At 61.8% G+C, this 24,778-nt stretch carries 15 protein-coding genes; 7 read left to right on the top strand and 8 right to left on the bottom strand.

The genetic code is table 11. From position 1 onward, the window contains the following. Positions 1-37: 37 nt before the first annotated feature. From BC360_RS18100 to BC360_RS18065, 8 genes are all read right to left on the bottom strand, one after another. Positions 38-1,660 carry a globin-coupled sensor protein gene (locus BC360_RS18100; RefSeq protein ID WP_065796386.1) on the bottom strand — a complete coding sequence of 541 codons (1,623 nt, stop codon included), beginning with the start codon at positions 1,658-1,660 and terminating at the stop codon, positions 38-40. 694 nt (positions 1,661-2,354) lie between these two features. Then, positions 2,355-3,752: an FGGY-family carbohydrate kinase gene (locus BC360_RS18095; RefSeq protein WP_065796385.1), complete on the bottom strand. Its 1,398-nt coding sequence runs from the start codon at positions 3,750-3,752 to the stop codon at positions 2,355-2,357. Positions 3,753-3,756: 4 nt separating this feature from the next. Continuing rightward, positions 3,757-4,071: an L-rhamnose mutarotase gene (rhaM, locus tag BC360_RS18090; RefSeq protein WP_065796384.1), complete on the bottom strand. Its 315-nt coding sequence runs from the start codon at positions 4,069-4,071 to the stop codon at positions 3,757-3,759. Between the two features lie 7 nt (positions 4,072-4,078). Continuing rightward, a complete protein-coding gene (locus BC360_RS18085) occupies positions 4,079-5,083 on the bottom strand; it encodes an ABC transporter permease (protein WP_065784636.1) in 1,005 nt (334 codons plus the stop codon). Continuing rightward, a complete protein-coding gene (locus tag BC360_RS18080) occupies positions 5,083-6,063 on the bottom strand; it encodes an ABC transporter permease (RefSeq protein WP_065784635.1) in 981 nt (326 codons plus the stop codon). The genes BC360_RS18085 and BC360_RS18080 overlap by 1 nt, the downstream gene beginning before the upstream one ends. Further along, positions 6,060-7,556: a sugar ABC transporter ATP-binding protein gene (locus tag BC360_RS18075; RefSeq protein ID WP_065796402.1), complete on the bottom strand. Its 1,497-nt coding sequence runs from the start codon at positions 7,554-7,556 to the stop codon at positions 6,060-6,062. The genes BC360_RS18080 and BC360_RS18075 overlap by 4 nt, the downstream gene beginning before the upstream one ends. Positions 7,557-7,809: 253 nt before the next feature. After that, on the bottom strand, positions 7,810-8,799 hold the full coding sequence (gene rhaS / locus BC360_RS18070) for a rhamnose ABC transporter substrate-binding protein (protein WP_065784634.1): 990 nt from the start codon (positions 8,797-8,799) through the stop codon (positions 7,810-7,812). 125 nt (positions 8,800-8,924) lie between these two features. Beyond that, positions 8,925-9,737, bottom strand: coding sequence for a DeoR/GlpR family DNA-binding transcription regulator (locus BC360_RS18065; RefSeq protein WP_065784633.1), 813 nt, complete (start codon positions 9,735-9,737; stop codon positions 8,925-8,927). A gap of 203 nt (positions 9,738-9,940) precedes the next feature. On the opposite strand from BC360_RS18065, the gene BC360_RS18060 reads away from it, so the two are divergent. From BC360_RS18060 to BC360_RS18030, 7 genes are all read left to right on the top strand, one after another. Next, the gene (locus BC360_RS18060) at positions 9,941-12,040 is read left to right on the top strand and encodes a bifunctional rhamnulose-1-phosphate aldolase/short-chain dehydrogenase (protein WP_065796383.1); all 2,100 of its coding nucleotides are present in this window, start codon (positions 9,941-9,943) and stop codon (positions 12,038-12,040) included. Between the two features lie 13 nt (positions 12,041-12,053). Further along, entirely contained in the window at positions 12,054-13,346 is a 1,293-nt protein-coding gene (gene rhaI, locus BC360_RS18055; RefSeq protein WP_065796382.1) for an L-rhamnose catabolism isomerase, read from the top strand. 357 nt (positions 13,347-13,703) lie between these two features. Continuing rightward, complete coding sequence (locus BC360_RS18050; protein WP_053250496.1) at positions 13,704-13,958, top strand: GlsB/YeaQ/YmgE family stress response membrane protein; 255 nt, start codon at positions 13,704-13,706, stop codon at positions 13,956-13,958. A 76-nt stretch (positions 13,959-14,034) separates the two neighbouring features. Next, entirely contained in the window at positions 14,035-14,223 is a 189-nt protein-coding gene (locus BC360_RS18045) for a hypothetical protein (protein WP_065784630.1), read from the top strand. Between the two features lie 104 nt (positions 14,224-14,327). Continuing rightward, positions 14,328-14,789: a YbaK/EbsC family protein gene (locus BC360_RS18040; protein ID WP_065784629.1), complete on the top strand. Its 462-nt coding sequence runs from the start codon at positions 14,328-14,330 to the stop codon at positions 14,787-14,789. A 122-nt stretch (positions 14,790-14,911) separates the two neighbouring features. Next, positions 14,912-15,298: a DUF930 domain-containing protein gene (locus tag BC360_RS18035; RefSeq protein ID WP_065796381.1), complete on the top strand. Its 387-nt coding sequence runs from the start codon at positions 14,912-14,914 to the stop codon at positions 15,296-15,298. A 1,063-nt stretch (positions 15,299-16,361) separates the two neighbouring features. Further along, a partial coding sequence (locus BC360_RS18030) for a peroxidase family protein (RefSeq protein ID WP_065796380.1) occupies positions 16,362-24,778 on the top strand: 8,417 nt, incomplete at its 3' end.

Genomic DNA, 24,778 nt, shown 5'->3' with positions numbered 1-24,778 from the left:
CTGTTTTCCTCGACTGCTAACTCTTGAGTGTCCGGGATCAGCGCTGCCAACCGGCGAACTGACGTTGCGGACCGTCATCGAACAATGCCGCCGCCATTTCATCCTCGGCCACATCAGGAGGAACCGGGAGGCTGCGTCCCTGGCTGGCAGTCGATGTTGGCGAAGCCGCGTGGCGACGTTCGACGTGGAACCTGCGGATCGTCTCGCCAAGCTCGACGATGACATTGTGCAGATCGTCCGAAGACCGGACGGTCTCGCCCGCCATCGCGGCGCTTGCCTGCACGGCTTGCGAAATCGTTCCGATGTCGGATGCAACGCCCCTGAGATCGCCGACCTGCTGCTCCGCCTCGCGGGCGATGCCGGAGACGGCGGCATTAATCGACGTGACCTGCTGGACGATGCTGCTGATCGCATCCTGCGTGCGACCGACGATCTCGACGCCGGTCTCGACCTGCGCCTTGGTGCCCGTCACCAGCTGCTTGATTTCACGCGCCGCTTCGCCGGAACGCTGCGCAAGCGCGCGCACTTCCTGGGCGACGACGGCAAAGCCGCGGCCGCTGTCGCCAGCCCTTGCCGCCTCGATACCGGCGTTCAGCGCCAGGAGATTGGTTTGGAAGGCGATCTCGTCGATGACGCCGATGATCTGGCCGATCTTCTCGGCCGACGCCTCGATATCGGCCATGGCGGAAATTGCCTGGCCGGCAATCTCGCCGCTGCGCTCGACGGCGACCCGCGTCTCGTTGGCTTTTGTCTCGGTGGCGCTGATGCGGCTCGAGCCCGTCGCCATGCGTTCGGTCATATCGGCAAGTGCTGCAATCTGGCCCGACAGGGCATCGGCTTCGGCCGCGGCCTTTTCGGCGAAGCCGGCCGCACCATCGCGAAGACGCCCGATGGACGTCTCCGCCGCCTGGCCGCGTTGGTCGACGGACTGCAGGCTTTGTTGGATCGTTTCGAGCGCTGCATTCAAGCTGGCAACGATCGGCTGGTAGGCATCCGGCGCGTTCTGCGACAGGCGCACGCCGAGGTCGCCCTCGTTCAAGCTCTTTGCGAAGTCACCGAAGAGGGCCGTTACTGCCTGCTCGTCGGCGCTGTGCTGATCGGCGAGCTGGCGCTGATGCTGCTGACGGAGGGCGTTGAAGCGAAGCGAGACGCCGATCTCGGTATCGACGAAAACGGTACGGACGAGTGCCGCGACCAGTTCGCAGAGCTCCTTGCGACGCCCCCTGCCCATCGGCAGGAAAGATTTCGGCCAAGCCTCTTCGATGAGGCCGACCAGCAGGTGCTCAAGCACGACGGCGTGGCTCGCCATCTGCCAGCGCGGATCGAGGCCCATGCGGTTCGCGGTATCGGCGAGCACCTTGACGCGCTCGGCATAGAGGCCGTCGAAGCGCGCATCCGTCAGCACATTCCAGTGCGAGGACTGGATGTCCTGCAGGCGCTCGAGCTGCCGGTCGCTATCGAAGTGCCGGGCCGCGTCAGGATAGCTCTGCAGGCGCTGGAAGAGATCACGAAGCGCAATGTTGATGCGGGGGACAAGTTTCTGCCTGATATCGCGGACGCGGCAACAGCTGTCGTCGTCGAGCCCGGCAAAACGCAAGCGCTCCAGCAGACTGCCTGCCTGGCCCTTCCTTGCCTGTTCTGACGATGTTTCCTGCCTCAACGCTCAATCCCCGGCTTTGCATGCTCGGAATTTGCCTGGGGAGGATCAGGACAGTCCACGGTCCACCGGACGTGCACGCCACATCATTGAGATCAGCCCCCGCCGCTCGGGCGTCTGCTATCGTCCATCCCGCAAGTAAATTCGATGACGAATCGATACCGGACCGGAACCGGTACGGCGGGGCGGCATCATGCCTTGAGGAGACTGTGACTTTTCCCATTCCGACGTGTGGGACAATGTTTATGGTTAATTCCTTGCTTGAAGGTTAACGGTCGATGCCCTGTAACTGGATTCACTAAAATTCGCCGGGCGTTTTCAACCACTGTTTTTGCAGCGCAGCAATGCCGCACTATTAGCGGCGGACTTCAACAGGTTTTCACTCACAAGAGTTTAGAATTGTACTTCTACTCGCGCTCGCGTATCGAAGCGAAAGTGAAGTGGGCGCAGATCGCGCGAAAGAAACCTTTGCAGCAAGCAAAGCGACATCATGACGATGCGCTGACGGGAAACGAACAATGATTGTTCTTGGTATAGGCGCCGCTCTCACAGCAATCCTGACAATGATGGCCGTATCGATCGTGCTCAATCTCGAGCATAACCGTTCGACGAACCGCAGCTCGGTTTTCTGAGAAGAAAAACGAGCATCGTTGACGCCGATGCGCCTCGCATGCGGCGGCGTTACTTTTCAGATATTTTATGATTGCCGATCGCCTGCGCCATTTTGCACGTGGCTTTTCGTTAGCGACCGCCAGTTTTCTGCATAACGCGCAAAACTTTCAGGAACGGGACCGGCAAACGCCTGCACCCCGGTCCGCACATGGCGCCCGTCGACAAGGCTCGCGGCCCCGAGGCTCGTGCCGGTCACATTGTGAGCGTCGGCAAAAACCGGGCGCCCGGTTGCCGCCTGAAGCATGCGCAGATAGGCGGCATTTGCGGCAAACGGCCCCTCGACCACGATATCCCCTCGCGCACCGATGAGATCGAGGCAGGTCGCCGTCATCAGCGCCAGATAGAAGGAGACGGCCGCGGTCTTCTCCGAGGGCGTCAACGTGCCTTCGTCCATCGTCCAGCAGGCCTTGGCCGAAGGAAACGGCCCGGAACCTTCGGGAAGAGAAGGCAACAGCATGTGCTCCGCTGCAACAACTGCGCTTTCGTCCTCAAACGACGAGGATGCGGCACTATCACCGAGCAGCAGCGCGAAAGCGCGGCCGCCCATGAAGCGCGCCGATGGAACGGGATCGCCAAGCGCGTTGACGTTGATCAGCGTGTCTCGATGTTCATCGAGCGTCACCTCGTCGGCACCGACCGCCAGCATCACGACCCAGGTGCCGGTCGACACGACGGAAAACGGCGCTTGCCGGGTCAGCAAATGCGGCAGCAGAGAGGCATTGGAATCGTGAATGCCGCAATAGACAGGTGTGCCATTTGGGATGCCGGTGGCCGCACAAAGTTCCGGCAACAACGCGCCGACGATTTCGTCAGCCTTGCGGACCGGCGCAAACAGGTGCCGCCAGCCCTGGCTGTCCACCAGTGATGAGAAGGTGCCGGCGTTCGGATTCCAGAGATCGGTGTGGCAGCCGAGCGAAGTCAGCTCGTTGACCCGGATGCCGGTCAATCGAAAGGTCCAGTATTGCGCATAGGTCAGGATCGTCGCGACCTTGGCGAAGGCGTCGGGAAAGGTTTGCTGCTGCCAGAAGAGCTGGGCGCCGACATTCAGGCCCATCGGCAGGCGCGCGGAGCCGGTTTCGGTAAAAGGTGGCCGAAGGCGCTCATAGGCCTCCGAGAGTGTACCCGGCCCGCCGAATTCGTAGTCGAGCACCGGCAAGGCAAGTCCGCCGGCTTCGTCGAGAACGACCGCCGTCGCTCCGTGGGTGGTGATCGAGATTGCCTCCAGGGGATGCTCGGCCTGGAGCGCCTTCAGACTATCGAGCACGAAGGCCCAGAGGCGCTCGACATCGAAATGTGGATAGGGATCGCCTTCGACGACGCCGTTCGCAGTCTTGCGCACGGCAATCTCTTCGAAGCGATCGAGATCGACCGCTGCGACCTTGGCATTGGTCTTGCCGATGTCGATGACGCCCACGATCCGCATTAGGTCAGCTCATGTGAAAGACGGTTTTGAGCGGCACGGCGACAGGTTCGTTATCGCCACGGGTCTCCATGATGTCGGCCATATGCGCCCACCACTTCTGCATCACGGGATTGGAGGGCAGATCGGCCATGCCATGATCGTCCGTTCGCCAGAGGACACCGAAAAGCAGATCGTTCTCTTCGTCGAGATGGATGGAATAGTCCGAGACGCCTGCCTCCTTCAGCAAGGTCACCAGTTCCGGCCAGATGGCGTCGTGACGCGCGGTATATTCGGCGGCCATTCCCGGATTGAGCCGCATGCGGAAGGCGTATTTTTCCATGGAAACCTCAGTGGGCAAGACGGCGGCGGGCGCGTCGCCACAGGATGGGCAAGGCGATGACCGAGATCAACAGCAAGCCGATGAAGATCGACATGACGATGCCCGGCACGTTCAAAAGCCCGAAGCCGAAAGTGACCATGCCCATGATCAGGGCCGCCAGCACCACGCCCGGGATGGTGCCGGACCCACCGAGAATGCTGACGCCGCCAAGCACCACCATGGTCACGACTTCCAGTTCCCAGCCGAGCGCGATCGAAGGGCGGGTGGAGCCGAGGCGCGAGGTCAGGCAGATCGAGGCAAGGCCGGCCATCAGGCCGGTGAGCAGGAACAACATGAACTTCACGCGGCCGACGCGGATGCCTGAGAACAGCGCCGCCGTCTGGTTGTTGCCGATCGCGTAGACGGCGCGGCCGAAATTGGTCTTGTGCAGCACCACGCCGTAGGCGACCGCCAAGATGACGAACAGCGTGAACTCGAACGAGAACACCCACCAGACATAGCCCTGCCCAAACCAGGAAAAACTGTCGGGGTAGCCAGTGAAGGCCTGATCGCCGAGGATGATGAACGAGAGGCCGCGAAACAGGCTCATGGTGCCGATGGTGACGACGATCGACGGCAGGCCGAGACCGGTGATCAGCAGGCCGTTGACGGTACCGCACAGCAGCCCGACCGAAAGCCCGACAACCACCAGAGCCGGCGTATCGAAGCCGAGCTGGACGGCGTACCCCATCGCTGTCGAGGCAAGCGCGATGATCGAGGCGACCGAGAGATCGATCTCGCCTGAAATGATCACCAGCGCCATGGCAAAGGCGATCATCGCCTTTTCAGTGAAGTTGAAGGTGGCGTCGGACAGGTTCCACGGGTCGAGGAAGTAGGGCGAAGCCAGCGAGTTGCCGAGGAAGATGACGCAGGCAACGACGAGCAGCAGGCTTTCCCAACTCTTCAGCAGGCGCGCGCCGCGCCCTTCCAGGCGATCGGGAATGTTGCGGGGGGAGAGATGCGTTTCGGCCATCAGACAGCCTCCGCCTTTTTGAGGATGACACGCCCCTTGCGCCGTTCGGCACGCGCATTGACGGCAACGGCGATGATGATGACCATGCCGGAGATCGCCATCTGGGCGAAGGGCGATATGTTGATGACCGGCAGGGCGTTCTTGATCACGCCGAGGAACAGCGCGCCGAGCACCGCGCCCGGCACCGAGCCGATGCCGCCGGCGATCGAGATGCCGCCGATGACGCAGGCGGCGATGATGTCGAGTTCGAAGCCGGCGGCGATATCGACATAGGCAACGGCATAACGCGACACCCAGAGATAACCGGAAAGGCCGGCCAGCGTGCCCGAGAGGCAATAGGCAAAGAAGCGGGTTCGGCCGACATCGATGCCGGTATAGACGGCCGCATGCGGATTGCCGCCGACGGCGAAGAAGGCGCGCCCGAGCGACGTGCGGCTCATCACCAGGAAGATCGCCACGACCATGACGAGCGAGAGCCAGGAAAGCACCGGAATGCCGGCAAGATCAGTGCGCGGGAAGCTCTTGAAGGCATCGCTCATCTGGTGGGCATTGATCCACTTGCCGTTGGTCAAGAGGAAGATCAGGCCGCGATAGATGGTCAATGTGCCGAGCGTGACGACGATCGGCGGGATGTCGAGCTTCCAGACGAGCGCACCGTTGATCATGCCAAGGATAGCGCCGAGCGCCATTGCCGACAGGATCACGACCGGGATCGGCAAGCCGGGAAAGGCAGCGTTCAGCATGGCTGCGACCATGCCGGAAAGCGCCAGGTTCGCCGCCATGGACAGATCGATGCAGCGGGTCAGGATCACGGCCATCTGGCCGAGCGCCAGGATGATCAGGATCGAGGTGTCGTTGTAGACGCGTGCCAGATTGGTCGGCGCGATGAAGGGCGGGAAGCGCCAGGCGATCAGGGCGATCAGCACCAGGATCGCGCCGACGAGCAGCAGTTCACGGTTTTTCAGCAGCTTGCCCATCATGCGGCCTCCACAATGCCGGCTGCGGCACGCACCAGCTTTTCCGCCGTCAGTTCGGCCCGCTCGAAGCGGCCGGCGATGCGGCCCTCGCGCATGACGATGACACGATCCGACATGCCCATGATTTCGGGGATTTCCGATGAGACCATGATGACGCTGAGACCCTGGGCGGCAAGCTCGCTCATGAAGGCGTGAACGGCGGCCTTGGAGCCGATGTCGATGCCCTTGGTCGGCTCGTCGAGGATGATCACCTTCGGCTTGGTTGCCAGCCACTTGGCGATGACCACCTTCTGCTGGTTTCCGCCGGAAAGCGTGCCGACGTCCTGGTCGAGGGAAGCGGCCCGCAGATCGAGCCTCGACGTATATTCCCGCGCAAGCGCGAACTCGTTGGTAAGTTTCAGGAAGCCGGAGCGCGAGGTGCGCGACAGCGACGGCAGCGTCACATTCTGGAAGATCGGCAAGCCGATGATCGCGCCCTGACGGCCGCGCTCCTCCGGCACATAGACGATACCGCTCCTGATCGCCTCCGACGGGTTGCGGATCACCAGGATCTCGCCGTCGAGCCTGATGGCGCCTGCCGACGGGCGAGTGATGCCGATCAGCGACTGCATGAATTCGGAGCGGCCGGCGCCGACCAACCCGTAGAAGCCGAGGATCTCGCCGCGGCGCAGTTCGAAGTTGATGTCCTCGAATTCGGTCGGGTGACGGTAGCCGGAGACGGTCAGCACCGGCTCGCCGATGGCCACGTCTTTCTTCGGGTAGACGGAGCCGACGGCGCGGCCGACCATCATGCGCACGAGATCGTCCTGGCTGACATCGGCGATCAGCCCCTCGCCCACCATGGTTCCGTCACGAAACACGGTGTAGCGATCGGCGATGCGGAAGATCTCATCGAACTTGTGGCTGATGAAGAGGATTGCCTTGCCGTCTGCCTTCAGCCGTTCGACAAGCGCATAGAGCTCGTGAATTTCCTTGTGCGACAGCGCCGCCGTCGGCTCGTCCATGATGACGACGCGGGCATCGACCGACAGCGCCCGGGCGATCGCCACCAGATGCTTCTTGGCAATGCCGAGATCGCGCAGCCGGATCGTCGGATCGAAATCGGCACCGGCACGATGCAAAAGCGCGCGCGCATCGGCATTGAGTTTCGCCCAGTCGATCAGACCGAAACGATTGCACGGGGCATGACCGAGGAAGATGTTCTCGGCGACGGACAGTTCGTCGAAGAGAACGGTCTCCTGGTGAATGGCCGTCACGCCGGCGCGCGCGGCGGAAAGGGCGGTCGGGAAAGTCGTTTCCGTATCCGCGACGCGGATGCTGCCGCCGTCCGGCTGGTAGATACCGGTCAAGATCTTGACGAGGGTCGACTTGCCCGCACCGTTTTCACCGACCAGCGCAGTCACCGAACCGGGATAGAGCGACAGCGAAACGTCGGACAATGCCTTGACGCCGGGAAAGGACTTGGAGATGCCTTCGAGCGCGATGGCGGGTTTCATCCGCGATGTGATCGTATCCTGCAGCAAATTCAGTTCCGCCGAGTTTGTGGGCTCGCCAAGGCTCCACGTCTGCAAATTGCCCCTCACCCTAACCCTCGCCCCGCTCGCGGGGAGAGGGGACCCGTTCGCAGCCCGCCATTCGTTGGGTGCGAGGGGACGGTCGAGTGCGCCGCATGTCCCTTCTCCCCGCGAGCGGGGAGAAGGTGCCGGCAGCCGGATGAGGGGCGGATTCGGTTACGTCGTCCCTCGCCGATCAGAAGATCTTCGCGAACTCTTCGACATTCGAAGCGTCGTAGACGAACGGGTCGGCCATGGCGCCTTCATTGTTGTCGTCGAGCTTGACGGCACCCATGCGGCCCATCTTCAGCTCTGCGCCCGGCTTGGCTTCGGCACCGTTGACGAGATCATAGGCGATCATCGTCGCGGAGTAGCCGAGATCGATCGGGTTCCAGATCGCGAAGGACTTGGATGCGCCCGACTTCACGTGACCGGCCATCTCCGATGGAAGGCCGAGGCCGGTGACATTGATCTGGCCGATCTTGCCGGCGTCCGTCACTGCCTGTGCCGCCGCGACGATGCCGACCGACGTCGGCGCGATGATCGCCTTCAGGTTCGGATGGGACTGAATGAGGCCCTGCGTTTCGCGGTAGGACTTGTCGGCCAGGTCGTCACCGTAAACGGTCGCGACGACATTGATGCCCTTGTAGTTGCTCTGAACCTTCTTCATTTCCTCGATCCAGGTGTTCTGGTTCGTGGCTGTCGCCGAAGCGGAAAGCACGGCGACATCGCCGCCGTCCGGCAGGTTGTCGGCGGCGAGCTTGATGATCATGTTGCCGATCAGCGGGCTCGAAGACGGGTTGAGGTGCATCAGGCGACCGTCCTTGGCGACGCCGGAATCCCAGGAGATGACCTTGATGCCGCGATCCATCGCCTTCTTCAGCGCCGGAACCAGGGCGTCGGTGTCATTGGCGGAAACCGCAATGGCGTCGACCTTCTGCGCGATCAGCGAATTGATCACCTCGATCTGGCCTTCGGCGGTTGTCGAGGTCGGGCCGGTATAGATCACCTCGACATCGCCGAGTTCCTTGGCGGCTTCCTGCGCGCCCTTGTTGGCAGCCTCGAAGAAGCCGATACCGAGCGCCTTGACGACCAGCGCGATCTTCTTGTCTTCCGCATGCGCGGCATTGGCCATCAGCGCCAACGAAACGGCGGCCGTGACCATCAGTGATTTCAGAATCTTCATTTCCACTCCTCCCATGGACCGGAACGCGATCGGGATGACCGCATCGTCCGGTACTGACCTTCTCCAATTCAAGTCCGGCTCAGCCTTTTCCGACTGATGCCGATCTTCCCCTCCCCTCGGCCGTCTCAAGCGGTCGAGGATGCAGCCTCCGCGTCAGTGCCGGACCTAGCATTGGCGACCACCAAGCGCACGCCGGCATTTTCGAGCATCGCGGCATGCCTGTCCTCGATGCCTGAATCCGTTATCACCGTGGCGATCCGCTTCAATCCACACAGGATGAGGCTGGAGCGCTTGTGAAATTTCGACGAGTCGACCAGCACGACAAGCTCGTCGGCCTGATCGATCAGTTTCTGTTCGGCCTGGATCAACAGCGGATCCGCTTCCATCAGGCCAAGCGGCCCAAGGCCCTGCGCGCCCATGAACATGCGGCGCGCATAGAAATTGCGCGTCACGTCGTTGTCGAACGGGCTCAGAATGATGTTTTGCTCGCGGTAGATGGTTCCGCCCGACAGCATCACCGTATTCTTCGAATGCTTCAGCAGGTGCTCGGCGATCGGAAACGAGTTGGTGAACACCTGCATCCGGCGATTGCTGAGAAAGTGCACCATCTGGAAGGTGGTCGTGCCGCCATTGATGATGATCGGCTCGCCGTCTTCGCAGAGCGCCACGGCTTCCTTGGCGATCGCCTGCTTCTCGCGGGCATGCAGCCCTTCATTGACCTTGAACGGCCGGCCGGCGAGCCCGACGAATTGCGGCGGATTGATCGCCTCCGCGCCGCCGCGCACGCGCCGCAGCCGCTTCTGCACGTGGAGCGCGGCGATGTCGCGCCGGATCGTCGCCTCGGAACTGTCGGTCAGATCGACCAGTTCCGGCACCGTGACGACGGGCTTTTCCTGAACCGCCGACAGAATGATCCGATGTCTTTCTTTCTCGTGCATCCGCTCCTCCGATAATTTGCATGCTTCCATCACGACCAAACATTGTCAATCACAATCAATCATATTTTTTCATTGTGCAGTGCGATATGCGCGAATTTGATCGTTTTTGATTGACAATGACTCTCGGGCCATGTGATCTGATGCCAACCACATCTCCACGCGGCCGCCAAGCCGCGAGGCAACGGACCGGGAGGATTTTCGAGATGCTCGACAAGCAACAGGGCGCGCGACTTGCCAATCTATGGGATGAGACAAAGGCGGCCGGCATGACCGAGCCCGAGCGTCTTCTCTATCGTTCGAACCTGCTCGGCTCCGACAAGCGCATCACCAACTACGGCGGCGGCAACACCTCGGCCAAGGTGATGGAAAAGGATCCGCTTGGCGGCGGCACGGTCGAAGTCCTCTGGGTCAAGGGCTCCGGCGGCGACGTCGGCACGATCAAAATGGACGGCTTCGCCACGCTTTACATGGACAGGCTGAATGCCCTGAAAGGCATCTACCGCGGTGTCGCGTTCGAAGACGAGATGGTCGGCTATCTCCCGCATTGCACGTACAACCTCAACCCGCGCGCCGCCTCGATCGACACGCCGTTGCATGCTTACGTGCCGAGGAAACACGTCGATCACATGCATCCCGATGCGATCATCGCGATTGCCGCCTCCAGGAACAGCAGGGAATTGACCGCCAGGATCTTCGGCAGCGACATCGGCTGGCTGCCCTGGAAGCGCCCGGGCTACGAGCTCGGCCTGTGGCTGGAAAAGTTCTGCCTGGAAAACCCTGATGCACGCGGCGTCGTGCTCGAAAGCCATGGCCTCTTCACCTGGGGCGACACGGCCAGGCAAGCTTACGAAACCACCATCGAAATCATCAACAAGGCGATTGCCTGGTTCGAGACGGAAAACACCGGGCCGGCCTTCGGCGGCGTGGCCAAGCCGACGCTCGATGCCGCCGAGCGGGTGGCGATCGCCAAGCGGCTGATGCCGGTCATTCGCGGCCTGATCGGCGCAGACGAGCGCAAGGTCGGGCATTTCGACGACAGCCAGGCGGTGCTCGACTTCGTGACGGCCAAGGATCTGAAGCCGCTGGCAGCGCTCGGCACCAGCTGCCCGGATCATTTCTTGAGAACCAAGATCTGCCCGCTCGTCGTCGATTTCGATCCTGCCGCCGCGGATATCGAAAAGACGCTCACCGGACTTCCGGACGCGATCGCCGCCTATCGCGCCGACTATGCTGCCTACTATGAGCGCTGCAAGCACGCAGACAGCCCTGACATGCGCGATCCGAACGCGGTCGTCTACCTCGTACCCGGCGTCGGCATGATCACCTTTGCCAAGGACAAGGCGACGGCGCGTATCTCCGGCGAGTTCTATGTCAACGCCATCAATGTCATGCGCGGTGCCTCCGGGGTTTCGACCTATGTCGGCCTGCCGGAACAGGAAGCCTTCGACATCGAGTACTGGCTGCTCGAGGAAGCCAAGCTTCAGCGCATGCCGAAACCGAAGAGCCTTGCCGGACGCATCGCCCTGGTGACCGGCGGCGCCGGCGGCATCGGCAAGGCAACAGCCCACCGGCTGATGCAGGAAGGTGCCTGCGTCGTCATCGCCGATATCGACGAGGCGGCGCTTGCCGCTGCCGAAAGCGAGCTTGCAGCCCGCCACGGCAAGGATTTCGTGCGCTCGGTCAGCATGAACGTGACCAGCGAGGCTGCCGTCGAGGGTGGCTTCGGCGGTACGCTGCTTGCCTTCGGCGGCCTCGATATCCTGGTGTCGAATGCCGGCCTTGCCTCCTCCGCCACGGTCGAGGATACGACGCTGGCGCTCTGGAACAAGAACATGGACATCCTCGCGACGGGCTACTTCCTCGTCTCGCGCGAGGCTTTCCGCATCTTCCGCAACCAGAAGGCCGGCGGCAACGTCGTCTTCGTCGCCTCCAAGAACGGCCTTGCCGCCTCGCCCGGCGCATCGGCCTATTGCACCGCCAAGGCGGCCGAAATCCACCTCGCCCGATGCCTGGCGCTTGAGGGGGCTGCAGCCCAGATCCGCGTCAACGTCGTCAACCCGGACGCCGTGCTGCGTGGCTCAAAGATCTGGACCGGCGAGTGGAAAGAGCAGCGCGCAGCCGCCTACAAGATGGATGTGGACGACCTCGAGGCACACTACCGCGAACGCTCGATGCTGAAGCTCAGCGTGTTCCCGGAAGACATCGCCGAAGCAATCTACTTCCTCGCCTCGGACATGTCGGCGAAATCGACCGGCAACATCGTCAATGTCGACGCGGGCAATGCCCAGTCGTTTACGCGCTGATCCGGAGGTTTTGATGAGCACCATGATCGGCAAAACCATCGTTGACTCAGAAAACGAACGTCGCGAGGCGGCACTCCGCCAGGACTATGCCAGCCTGGCCGAAAGCTTGGCGCGCCGTGGCGTCGACATCGACGTCATCAAGCGCAAGGTCGCGGCCTATGGCGTCGCCGTGCCCTCCTGGGGCGTGGGCACCGGCGGCACGCGCTTTGCCCGCTTTCCCGGCAAGGGCGAGCCGCGCAACATCTTCGACAAGCTGGAGGACTGCGCCGTCATCCAGCAGTTGACGCGCGCAACGCCCAACGTCTCGCTGCACATTCCGTGGGACAAGGTCAGCGATCTCCAGGAACTGAAGCAGAAAGGTGCAGCCCTCGGCCTCGGTTTCGACGCGATGAATTCCAACACCTTCTCGGATGCGCCTGGACAGACGCATTCCTACAAGTTCGGATCGTTGTCGCACAGCGACGCGGCGACGCGGCGCCAGGCCATCGAGCATAATCTCGAATGCATCGATATCGGCCGGCAGCTCGACTCGAAGGCCCTGACGGTCTGGGTCGGCGACGGCTCCAACTTTCCCGGCCAGAGCAATTTCACCAAATCGTTCGAGCGCTACCTCGATGCGATGAAATCGGTCTATGCGGCGCTGCCCGAAGACTGGCGCGTCTTCACCGAACACAAGATGTTCGAACCGGCCTTCTATTCGACCGTGGTGCAGGACTGGGGCACCAACTACCTGATCGCCCAGGAGCTTGGCCCCAAAGCCTTCTGCCTGGTCGACCTCGGCCATCACGCGCCGAACGTCAATATCGAGATGATCGTCGCGCGGCTGATCCAGTTCAAGAAACTCGGCGGCTTTCACTTCAACGATTCGAAATATGGCGACGACGACCTCGACACCGGCTCGATCGACCCCTATCGCCTGTTCCTCGTCTTCAACGAACTCGTCGATGCCGAGGCGCGGGGTGCCGAGGGCTTCGATCCGGCCCATATGCTCGACCAGAGCCACAATGTCACCGATCCGATCGAAAGCCTGATGACAAGCGCCATGGAAGTCTGCCGCGCCTATGCGCAGGCGCTCATCGTCGACCGCGCGGCGCTCGACGGCTTCCAGCAGGACAACGACGCGCTGATGGCGACGGAAACGCTCAAAACCGCGTTTCGCACCGACGTCGAGCCGATCCTGGCGATGGCTCGTCTCGAGAGCGGTGGGGCGATCGCGCCGGTTGCGACCTATCGGGCGAGCGGCTACCGCGCCAAGGTGGCCGGCGAACGGCCGACCGTTGCCGGCGGTGGCGGCGGCATCGTCTGATGTCCACTCCATCGCATCCCAAGAGCAACATGCCGGGCAGCAACCGCTGCTCGGCATGATTTCGCGGATCGGCTCGGATCTCAGGTGAAGCAAGCTGGGAGCGTGATGGCGCACTTTGCGCGCCCTCTTCGACGGCGGCACTGGATCGCCGGGCACAAATGCTCCGGATTCCTCCAAAAAATCGCCGCGCGATGAAATTGCCCCCTATCTGATTTCAATTCCTGATCTATCTTTCCTTTCTATAGCGCCGCGCGTCTCAAAGGTCGCTGCAGCGCTTTGAATTGCTGCATGTTTTATCCACAAATCGACTAGGATTTGAGGAGACATGCGGGAGGTCCAACGGAAAGGGAACCATTCATGGGCATCGAAAGCATTCTCGTATTCCTGATTGTCGGTGCGATCGCCGGCTGGCTTGCCGGGTTGATCGTCAAGGGGTTCGGCTTCGGCCTGATCGGCAACATGGTCGTGGGCATCATCGGCGCCTTCATCGCCGGCTTCCTCTTTCCCGCCATCGGCATCAGCCTTGGAACGGGCGTGCTTTCGGCGATCCTGCACGCGACGATCGGCGCTGTGATCCTCCTGGTGCTGATCCGCATCGTCAAACAGGCGTGACGCCGCATTACCACGACCCATGCCGCATGGCTCGCCCACCCGGCGGGCCGTGCCAGACCAACGGAAGGAAGACACCATGAGCGAACTCCACACCGACAACATCGAAACGGCATTGAAGGCGTTCATGACCGACCATCCCGGCAAGCTCACGCGCGAACAGGCGATCGCGGCGATCCTCGAAAACTGGTTCACCACCCACGGCTACCTGCCGCCCGGGCAGGAAGGCATGCGCCCGGAGGACCTTGACGCCTCCAACGACGACTGAGACAGTCGCACCGATCGTCAACGACTGCGGCGCCTCGCGCCCGCCGACGCGTTCGTCAGTCCAGTGTCCATCACGAAACCATTTCCAGAGCCTGAAGCCCCATCATGAGCCTCACTTCAGTCAAGCAATTCTTCTCGCAGCACGCCCCTGATATCGACGTCATCGAACTCGAACAGAGCACGGCAACGGTGGCGCTTGCCGCTGAAGGCCACGGCGTCGAGCCCGCCCAGATCGCCAAGACCCTGGCGCTCCGTGTCGGCGGCGACGTGATCCTGATCGTCACCCGCGGCGATGCACGGCTGGACAACAAGAAGTACAAGGCTCGCTTCGGTACCAAGGCTCGCATGCTCGGCTTCGACGAGGTCGAGGCGGAAACCGGACATCCAGTCGGCGGAGTCTGCCCGTTCGGGCTTGCCAAGCCGCACAACATCTATTGCGACACATCGCTTAAAGCCTACGACATCGTCGTTCCCGCTGCCGGCGCGACCAATGCAGCCGTTCACATCAATCCCGAGCGCATCGTCGAATTGACCGGCGCCGAATGGATCGACGTTTCAGAAACGTAATCAACGTTTCGGAAACGTGATCCGTGCCTTGGAATGGCCACAAAGCTTAACTGAAACCGCAATCGCGTCCCCGCAGTGATTTGCCGGGGTCGGCCGTTTCCATAAGCAGGAGCCCGTCGGGCATGAAGACAGTCGCGTACCCGCTCATCTTCGCCGCCACGATGTCCCCGGCGCTGGCGATGGATCAGTCCCTGGTGCGCCAGTTCGAAAAGCTCGACCCGCAGACCCGCCTGGAACAGCGCTGCGATACCGAGGCGATGGAGCGCATCAACGCCGACAAGTCCAGCTTCAGGCCGGACAAGGTGATCGCCTACACCTTCGCCGATCCAATCATCAAGGAAGACAAGATGAAGGCACCGGGTGCGGTGTTCCGCAGCAAGGGGGAATGGTACAAGCTGAAGTTCAAGTGCCGCACCGATGCGGAGCACCTGGATATCCTGTCCTTCGAATACAAGATCGGCGAGCTTGTGCCGCACGAGAGCTGGGACGAGTTCTACCTCTATCCCTGACGGACCAGACGAGGGGTGCAAACGACGACGCCCCGATCCTTTCGCCATGCGAAAGAACTAAGAGCCTAGAGCATTTCCAGGAAAAGTGCGAAGCGGTTTTCCGTCAGGAAATGCGTAAAAACAAAGAGTTATAGCGTTTCTGCGATTCCGTTTAGACCGGAAACGCTCTAAAGTGCGACAAGCTTATCCTATAGCGCCGCGCGTCCTGTTTGACGCGCAAAGGTCGCTGTAGCACTTTGAATTGCTGCATGTTTTTGCACCTAGATCGGATACGATTTAAGGGAACTGCAGTAGAGATCGCGACGCGCTTTAGAGGACGGCGATCAGAAACAGCAGCGAGCCCAGCGACAGCGCGGCCATGATGCTCATCAGCATTTTCATCATGTGATCTGCCATTTCGTACATCCTTGCCTCTACTCCCTCAGGAATGAACGAATGCTTTTGCCGCGCGGCAGGCCCGGCTGGTCCAGGCTCGAAACGCCCGACTGAAACGATCCCACTGGATCGGGCACAATCTTCTATCAGCGTTCCAAGCTGCGCCGACATGGTTAACAATTGATTAATCACGTCATCTGCAGCGTGGGATGGATGCCTGATGTGCCATGGCGCCTCCACCGGGCCCGCGCATGATGGTCGCAGTCAGCAAGCCGGGCGGTCTTCGTTCATCATCTCGCACCCTTTGACGGTCCAGTGCGGACATCCCGGCGCCGACGGAGATCGCTTTCAGAGGCGTCGGTTGAGTTGCGTGAGCGAATTTACCGACCTCACGAACGAGCGGCTGAATCACGTGTCAGCGGAAATGAACCCTCCGACCCAACGGGGGCGCTCTGCACTTTCGGCCATCCAGGTTTTGGCGTGTCTGCTCTCGGACTTAGGTCCGAAAACCATGGCACCAAAGTTGAAAACGGGTTTGCGTCTTTGGTCGCAAAGAAAGAGCGACCTTGTTCTCTACGCCGACGGTGGCTTCGGTGCGTTAATGGCGGCCAGCACCAGTAGCGCGACCTCTGTGGGCGGAAAGACATGTGTCCTTCCGGGGGATCGCTGTGTCTCGACGGAGGGAAAAATGGCCGCGTTCAAGCTCAATCTTCAGGACATGATGTTCATTCTGCGTCAGATCAAGATCGCGGAAGGAAACTCGACCGCCCATTCCGGCGCTGCTGCGCAGGAACTGACCGCGATCTATGTGGACGTGAACGGCAATGTCGTTCCTGCGGGCACGCCGGGCGCGACGCTTGCCATTCCCGACCCGCATGTTCCCGCCGGCCTGCGCACAGTCGACGGGACCTACAACAACATCGTGTCCGGCCGCGAGACCTGGGGCTCGGCCGATCAGCCGATGCCGCGCCTGCTCGATGCCAGTTTTCGCGATGACGGCGACAGCGACACGATGAACCTCGGCCCCGGTGGCGTGGTGACCAACACCGATTATGGCACGGGCGGAAACGTTGCCGATGCCGACCCGCGCATTATCTCCAATCTGATCGTCGACATGTCCATCAATAACCCGGCTGCCGTCGAAGCCTGGTTCAACAACGAGTTGGCCGTTGCCGCCTGGGAGGAAGCCAATCCCGGAATGACGCCGATCCGGCCGCTGCCGGATGGTCAGTTGCCCGGTCCGAACGAACTCGAGATCACCAATGACGATCTCAAGCTCATTCCCAATATCGCGCCCGACGAAGGGCTGTCGGCGCCGTTCAACGCCTGGATGACCTTCTTCGGCCAGTTCTTCGACCATGGCCTCGACCTGATTGCCAAGGGCGGCAACGGCACCGTCTTCGTTCCGCTGCAGAACGACGATCCGCTGGTGCTCGGCGCCGATGGGGTATTGGGCACGGCCGACGACCTGCCGCCGCAACTGCGCTTCATGGTGCTGACCCGCGCGACCCCGGTTCCGGGCAGCGATTCACAAATCAACACGACCACCCCCTTCGTCGACCAGAACCAGACCTATACCTCGCATGCGTCGCACCAGGTTTTCCTGCGCGAATACGCGACGATTGGCGGCGTGCCGGTGGCGACGGGCCGGCTTCTCGATGGCAGCGCAAACGGTCTTCCAACCTGGCAGGATATCAAGGATCAGGCCCGCATCGTGCTCGGTATCGAACTGACCGACGGCGATACCCTCAACATCCCGCTGCTACGCACCGATGCCTATGGCGAGTTCATCCGCGGCGAAAACGGGTTTCCGCAACTGGTCACCGGCGTCGGCCCTGACGGAATTCCGAATACTGCCGACGATGCTGTCGTCGAAGGTAACCCGGCAGCACCGGTCAATACCTTCACCGCCGGCGCAGTCCGCATCGGCCATGCGTTCCTCGATGACATCGCTCACAATGCCAATCCGTTCAACAGTCAGACGGGGACGATGAAGGCCGCAGACGGCGATGACGTCATCAATGGCGACACGAACGGTAACGGCATAATCGATGGTACCGAGGTGGCCGCGAGCCCGACGGCCTATGACGATGAGCTGCTGAACCGCCACTACATCACCGGCGACGGTCGCGGCAACGAGAACATCGGCCTGACGACCGTGCACCACATTTTCCATTCCGAGCACAATCGCCAGACGGACATGCAGAAGATGACCATTCTGCAAAGTGGCGATCTCGCCTTTATCAACGAATGGCTGTCGGTCGATATCACCCAGGCACAACTGAACGCACTGCCGGCCACATTCCCGGCCGATCCGGTGGCCCGGGAAGCACTTCTCAACTCCTTCACCTGGGACGGCGAGCGCATCTTCCAGGCCGCCCGTTTTGCCACAGAGATGCAGTACCAGCATCTGGTCTTCGAGGAATTCGCCCGCAAGATCCAGCCGGCGATCGACGTCTTCGTCTTCAACAGCGTCACCGACATCAATCCGGCGATCTTCTCGGAATTCGCCAACACTGTCTATCGCTTCGGCCACTCGATGCTCACCGATGCCATGCCGCGTATCGATGAAAACGGTGATCTGATCAATGCGGATGTCGGCCTTGTCGAGGCTTTCCTCAATCCGGTCGAGTTCGATCTCGATGGCGCGATCAGTCACGACGCGGCGGCAGCCGCCATCGTTCGCGGCATGACGATCGAACACGGCAACGAAATCGACGAGTTCATCGTCGGCTCGCTGCGCAACAACCTGCTCGGCCTGCCGCTCGACCTGGCAACCATCAATATCGCCCGTGGCCGCGATACCGGCATGCCGTCGCTCAACGATGCGAGAGCCCAGCTCTATGCGGCGTCCGGCTCCACTTTCCTGAAGCCCTACGATCACTGGGTAGACTTCGCCAGCAACCTCAAGAACCCGGCTTCGGTAATCAACTTCATTGCGGCCTATGGCACGCATGACTCGATCGAAGCGGAAACGACCCTCGCCGGCAAGCGTGCGGCCGCTCAAGCCATCGTGCTTGGCGAAACCGTGACGGTCACCATCAACGGGGTGGAGCGGACGTTCGTTCCGCCGGCCGACCGCATCGAATTCCTGACAGGGACCGACGATCCGGCGGTAACAGGCAGTTGGGCTGGCGTCGAAACGGGCCTGAACCTCATCGACCTGTGGATCGGCGGTCTTGCCGAAAAGAAGATGCCGTTCGGCGGCATGCTCGGCTCCACCTTCAACGCCATCTTCGAAGCCCAGCTTGAAAACCTGCAGGACGGTGACCGGTTCTACTATCTCACCCGCACCCAGGGGCAGAACTTCCTCAACCAGCTCGAGCAGAACTCCTTCTCGAAGATGATGATGGCCAATACGGAGCTGGCGCAGCCTGGCGCCGACGGCATCCGTGGCACGGCCGACGACATCATTACACGCCACATCGGCGTCGATTCCTTTGCGAAGTATGACTTCGTGCTCGAAGTGAATGAGGCCAACCAGGCTTATGCCGATCCGACCGGCAACGATCCGGTGCTCGAGGCCATGGGCCTTGGCAAGGTGATCCGCAATAACCCCGGCACGGTGGGTCCGGATGCCAACTATCTGCGCTTCACCGGTGGCGAACATATCGTCGTCGGTGGCACCAATGGTGCCGACACGATCATCACCGACTTCGGCGACGATGCCATCTGGGCCGACGATGGCAATGACCGCGTCGAATCCGGCGCCGGCGTCGACCTCGTCAATGGCGGTGGTGGCGACGATATCCTGACCGACAGCGGCGACACCGGCGACTTCATCAAGGGCGAGGAAGGCAACGACGTCATCGCCAACTCCAACGGCATCGACATCCTGATGGGTGGCGATGGCAAGGACGTCGTCTTCGTCGGCGTCGACGACACCGAAGTGTTCGGCGGTGCCGGTGACGACTTCATCGCCGGCGGCGAGGGTGTCGACCTGCTGATGGGCAATGAAGGCGATGACTGGCTCGAAGGTGCCGGCGGATTCGATACGATCGCCGGCGACAACTCCGAATTGTTCTTCAATTCGGCGATCAAGGGCCACGACGTCATGTTCGCCGGCAACGAAGAAATGGATTTCGACGCCGAATCCGGCGACGACATCATGGTCCAGGGCGAAAGCGTCATGCGCAACGAAGGCATGTTCGGTTTCGACTGGGCGATCTTCAAGGGCATGGCACTCAACGGTTATGCCGACATGCGCATTCCCATCTTCACCACGGAGGCCGAGGATGTCCTGCGCAACCGGTTCGACAAGGTCGAGGCGCTGTCCGGTTGGGTGCACAACGATACTCTGATCGGCGATGAGCGCGTCTTTGGCGAAGTCGGACCCGATGCCACGGTGGCGACCACCGAAGGCATTTTCTTCAACGACGGCCTCGACCAGGCTGGCCTCGACCGCATCAACGGTCTCGAGGCGATCGTCCGCGTGAACCCGACGACAGGCTTCTTCGAGAGCGGCAACATTCTGCTCGGCGGCGGCGGCAGCGACCTGATACAAGGCAACGGCGGCGACGACATCATCGATGGCGATCGCTGGCTCAACGTCCGCATCCGCATCACTGGAGCCGGTCAGGCCAACACGGCTGGTAACCAGCTTGCAACCGTCGACAGCCTCAAGCATGTGTTCACCCAGGCCGAAGTGGGCGGCAACCCCGCGACCGCCTCCTGGGTCGGCAGGTCGCTGTTCGATCTGATGATATCGCGCACAATCGTGCCCGACCAACTGCATATCGTACGCGAAGTCCTCGATGGCGAGCTGAGTGCCCCCCAGAGCATCGATACCGCCGTATATCGTGGCAACAGAGCGCAATACGAGATCGAAGGCATCGATTTCGTCGACGACAACGACGGGCAGACGATCGTTCGCCATCTCGTTGATCCCGTGACTGCGGTCAGCGACGGCGTCGACAGGGTCAGCAACATCGAGCGGTTGCAGTTCGCCGACGAAACTGTCGAGCTCGTTCCCGGGCTGAACGCGCTGCCGGTGGGGCAGCCGGTCATCGACGGCCTGGCGCAAGTGGGCCAGGTGCTCACCGTGCGGCTGAACGCGGACGGTTCCCTGTTCGGCGTGACCGACGCCGACAACGTCAGTGGTGCCAACCCATCCGGTGCGATCTTCTCGCCCTTCATTGTTGAGTGGCAGATCGAGACCGATCCCGGCGTCTTCGTGGATACCGGTTTCCGCGGCGTGTCATTTACACCATCGACGGAAGGCGATTTCGCGGTGGGAGCGGATGTTCGCGTCCGCGCAATTGTTCGCTACACCGATGGCGACGGCATCCCGAGTTCGGTTCCCTCCGTTCCAACCGATCCGCTGGTCCCCGCGACCAATCTCGCAGCAACCGAAGGCGACGACGTCCTCGTCGGGACCCCGCTGAGCGACACGATCGACGGCCTTGGGGGCAATGACGTGATTTTCGGCCTTGCCGGTGCCGACGAACTGATCGGCGGCACGGGGGACGACGAAATCTTCGGTGGCCTGGGTGACGACACGCTGGCCGGCGGCGTCGGCAACGACATCCTCGACGGTGGCGACGGACAGGACACTGCCGTCTTTAGCGGTGCGCGGCAAAACTACACCTTCGAATTCAACGCGGAAGGTCAACTCGAAGTCGTAAGCACGGTGGTCGCTGAAGAGGACGCCGTCATCGGGATTGAAGCATTCCAGTTCGACGACGTCACCGTCACCCTTGCGCAGGCGCTCGCCGGCTTGCCGACACAACCGACGGAGGGCGCCGACACCATCGTGGGGACGGCGGGCGACGACGATATCGACGCGCTCGGTGGCAACGATACGATCAATGCACTCGGAGGAAACGATACCATCGTCGGTGGCCTCGGAAATGATACCATCGACGCCGGTGCCGGTGACGACGTGATCCTTTGGGAGGCCGGCGAAGGACGCGACATCATTGAGGGCGGCGCCGGCACAGACCGCCTGCGGATCCGTGGATCCGGAGAGGACGAGACTTTCTTCATCGAATCGAGGGCCGACTACCTGAGCCGCACCGGCATCGCGGCTGACGCCCTGCAGGCAACTACCGACATCGTGATTTCGCGCAGCGTCGGCGTAGGGCCGACCACCGTGATTGCCGAACTCAACGGCATCGATGAGATCGACGTCAACGGTGGCGGAGGCAACGACACCTTCGTCGTCTCGGGCAATTTTGCGGGGACGGACCTTGATCCAAGTACGATCACCATCGATGGTACCGCTGGCGATGACACGATCGACATCACGGCGCTCGATTCGCAGCACCGTATCGTTTTCCGCTCGAACGGCGGAGACGACACGATTATTGGTACGCTGCGGCCGCAAGACGTGGTGGAACTGGCCTCCGGCACGGTGCTCTCGGGCTACACGCTGAGCGGCAGTGGAAACGGCAGCAAGACGCTTTCGAACGGGACGCACTCGATCACCTTCACCGGTGCGGTGCCGCCTCAGTTCTTGCCGTCGGAAGACGACCCGGCCGCCGGTCCATTCGTCTACACGGCGAGCGACCTTGCCGGCCTCAAGAACCTCGTCAACGGTCAGCCGGCTTTTCCGGATGACGACGATACCGAAGGCTTCGAAGGCGTGCGGACGCTGTCAGGCTTCGGCAACAACATCGACAACCCCACATGGGGCGCGGCCGACACCCCGTTCATCCGCATCACCGATGCCCATTTCGGCGCCTTTGATCCGGCGACCGGCAACCACAAGGTCAATCCGATCTTCGCCGGCCTCGACCCGCGCAACATCAGCAACATCCTTGGGACGCAGGAAGCCGACCTGCCGAAGAACGAAAAGGACGCCAACATCTTCTTCATGGCGTTCGGCCAGTACTTCGACCACGGCCTGGATTTCCTCGGCAAGGGCGGCAACGGCACGATCCAGATCGGCGCACCGGGTAACGGCGCACCGGGATCGGGCAACCCGGCCGACCTGACACGTGGCACCGTCGACAGCATCGTCGACGGGGTACCGCAGCATCTGAACAAGACCTCGCCCTTCGCTGACCAGAACCAGGCCTATGGCTCGAACGAGCTTGTCGGCCAGTTCCTGCGCGAAGGCAACGGGTCCGGCGGACTCGGCTCGCATCTGCTTCAGGGCGCGGCGGATCCGTCGAACAGCAACTTCAAACTGCTGCCGACGCTGCGCGAATTGATCCTGCACCACTGGGAGAACAACACGGTCTTCCACTCGGCGTCGCTGCCGGGCGGCCAGGTGGCGTTCCAGACCTATTTTGCCGGTCTGGTCAACAACGGCGTCATCAACGAAGCGATGCTGCCGGCGATGACCTCCAACTTCATGGGCAGCACCCATGCGCTGCTTCTCGATACCAACCCGTTCATCAAGCTGCTCGACCACTATGTGGTCGGCGACGGGCGCGGCAATGAGAACTTCGCGCTGACCTCGATGCATACGATCTGGGCCCGCAACCATAACTTCCATGTGGAAGGTCTGGAGGCCGCCGGCTTTGAGGGAACGGCGGAAGAACTGTTCCAGGCTGCCAAGATGATCAACGAGGCCGAATACCAGCGGGTCGTCTTCAACGAGTTCGCCGACATGTTGCTCGGCGGCATGCGTGGTGACGGCACCCACGGCTTCGAGGAATACAACCCGGATGCAACGGCCGGCATCTCGCATGAGTTCGCGGCCGCGGTCTACCGGGTGGGGCACTCGCTGATCGGCCAGACGATGACCGTTCTCGATGCCAACGGACAGCCGAAGCAGGTAGCTCTGTTCGATGCCTTCCTCAACCCGAGCAATGAAGCCGGCGTGTTCACCGGTCCCTTGCCTCCCGGGTATGTGCCGCAACCCGGCTACGAGCAGCTCGGCGTCAACTCCATTCTCGGCGGGATCATAACCCAGCAGGCCGAAGAGGTGGACTTCAACATTGTCAACGCAGTCCGCAACGACCTCGTCCGCATCAATGCCGACCTGTTCGCCTTCAACGTGGCGCGCGGATGGGATGTTGGGCTCGGAACACTCAACCAGGTCCGCATGGATCTGGCGGCCTCCCAGGATCCTTATGTCTCGGAAGCACGCGGCTTTGCCGGCAACCTCTCGCCTTATACCTCCTGGGAGGATTTCCAGACACGCAACGGGCTGAGCCAGGCGGTGATCAACCAGTTCCGGCAGGCCTATCCGGATCTGGTGCTGCAACCCGGCGATATCGCCGCGTTCCAGGCGATAAATCCGGGTATCCAGGTGGCGATGCAGGCCAATGGCACCGGCATCGTCAAGGGCATCGACCGCGTCGACCTGTGGGTCGGCGGCCTTGCCGAAAAGCATGTCAACGGCGGCATGGTCGGGCAAACCTTCTGGGTCGTCCTGCATGAGCAGTTCGACCGGCTGCAGGAAGCCGACCGCTTCTACTACATCAACCGCTTCGACAACTTCGACTTCTACGAAGACATTGTCGACGGCGAGGAATTCGCCGACATCGTCACTCGCAATACCGGCATGACGGATCTCCCGGAACACATCTTCGAAACGCAAGAGCCTGAAGACGACGATGACGATGATGACGACGATGATGACGACGGCGATGATGACGATGACGATGATGACGACGACGACAGCTGCGGCTCCGGCGACGGTGATGGCGACGGTAGTGGCGACGGCGATGGCGACGGTGGTGAGACGCCGTTGCCGGTTGCGGCGCGCACGCTGATCGGAACATCTGCGGCGGATGTGCTGCTGGGGGGGGTGCTTGCCGACGTGCTGCTGGGCGGGGCGTCCGGCGACATCCTGTCGGGCGATGGCGGCAGCGACGTGCTGCGCGGCGAGGACGGCGAGGATGTGCTGACCGGCGGTGACGGCGACGACGTTGCCTCGGGCGGCTCGGGCGATGACGAGATCCACGGCGGCACCGGCGCCGACATGCTGTTCGGCAATGGCGGCGACGACCTGATCTACGGCGACGCCGGCAACGACGTCATCGAAGGCGGGGCGGGTTCGGACAAGGCCTGGGGCGGTGCCGGCGCCGACAGCGTGCTGGCCACCAAGGGCGACGGCTCCGACAGCTACTGGGGCGGCGACGGCGTCGACACGCTCGACTATTCGGTGGCGACGAGCAAGCTGACGGTCGACATCGGCACCGGCTTCATGGG

Source organism: Ensifer sp. LC163, assembly GCF_001695855.1.
Taxonomy (GTDB): Bacteria; Pseudomonadota; Alphaproteobacteria; order Rhizobiales; family Rhizobiaceae; genus Ensifer.
This window is presented reverse-complemented; position numbering and strand designations above follow the sequence as displayed.

What these genes read in the sequence shown, in the direction of transcription:
- BC360_RS18095 (WP_065796385.1), bottom strand. Translation starts at nt 3,752, where the DNA reads ATGCGGATCGTGGGCGTCATCGACATCGGCAAGACCAATGCCAAGGTC.
- rhaM (WP_065796384.1), bottom strand. Translation starts at nt 4,071, where the DNA reads ATGGAAAAATACGCCTTCCGCATGCGGCTCAATCCGGGAATGGCCGCC.
- BC360_RS18085 (WP_065784636.1), bottom strand. Translation starts at nt 5,083, where the DNA reads ATGGCCGAAACGCATCTCTCCCCCCGCAACATTCCCGATCGCCTGGAA.
- BC360_RS18080 (WP_065784635.1), bottom strand. Translation starts at nt 6,063, where the DNA reads ATGATGGGCAAGCTGCTGAAAAACCGTGAACTGCTGCTCGTCGGCGCG.
- BC360_RS18075 (WP_065796402.1), bottom strand. Translation starts at nt 7,556, where the DNA reads ATGAAACCCGCCATCGCGCTCGAAGGCATCTCCAAGTCCTTTCCCGGC.
- rhaS (WP_065784634.1), bottom strand. Translation starts at nt 8,799, where the DNA reads ATGAAGATTCTGAAATCACTGATGGTCACGGCCGCCGTTTCGTTGGCG.
- BC360_RS18065 (WP_065784633.1), bottom strand. Translation starts at nt 9,737, where the DNA reads ATGCACGAGAAAGAAAGACATCGGATCATTCTGTCGGCGGTTCAGGAA.
- BC360_RS18060 (WP_065796383.1), top strand. Translation starts at nt 9,941, where the DNA reads ATGCTCGACAAGCAACAGGGCGCGCGACTTGCCAATCTATGGGATGAG.
- rhaI (WP_065796382.1), top strand. Translation starts at nt 12,054, where the DNA reads ATGAGCACCATGATCGGCAAAACCATCGTTGACTCAGAAAACGAACGT.
- BC360_RS18050 (WP_053250496.1), top strand. Translation starts at nt 13,704, where the DNA reads ATGGGCATCGAAAGCATTCTCGTATTCCTGATTGTCGGTGCGATCGCC.
- BC360_RS18045 (WP_065784630.1), top strand. Translation starts at nt 14,035, where the DNA reads ATGAGCGAACTCCACACCGACAACATCGAAACGGCATTGAAGGCGTTC.
- BC360_RS18040 (WP_065784629.1), top strand. Translation starts at nt 14,328, where the DNA reads ATGAGCCTCACTTCAGTCAAGCAATTCTTCTCGCAGCACGCCCCTGAT.
- BC360_RS18035 (WP_065796381.1), top strand. Translation starts at nt 14,912, where the DNA reads ATGAAGACAGTCGCGTACCCGCTCATCTTCGCCGCCACGATGTCCCCG.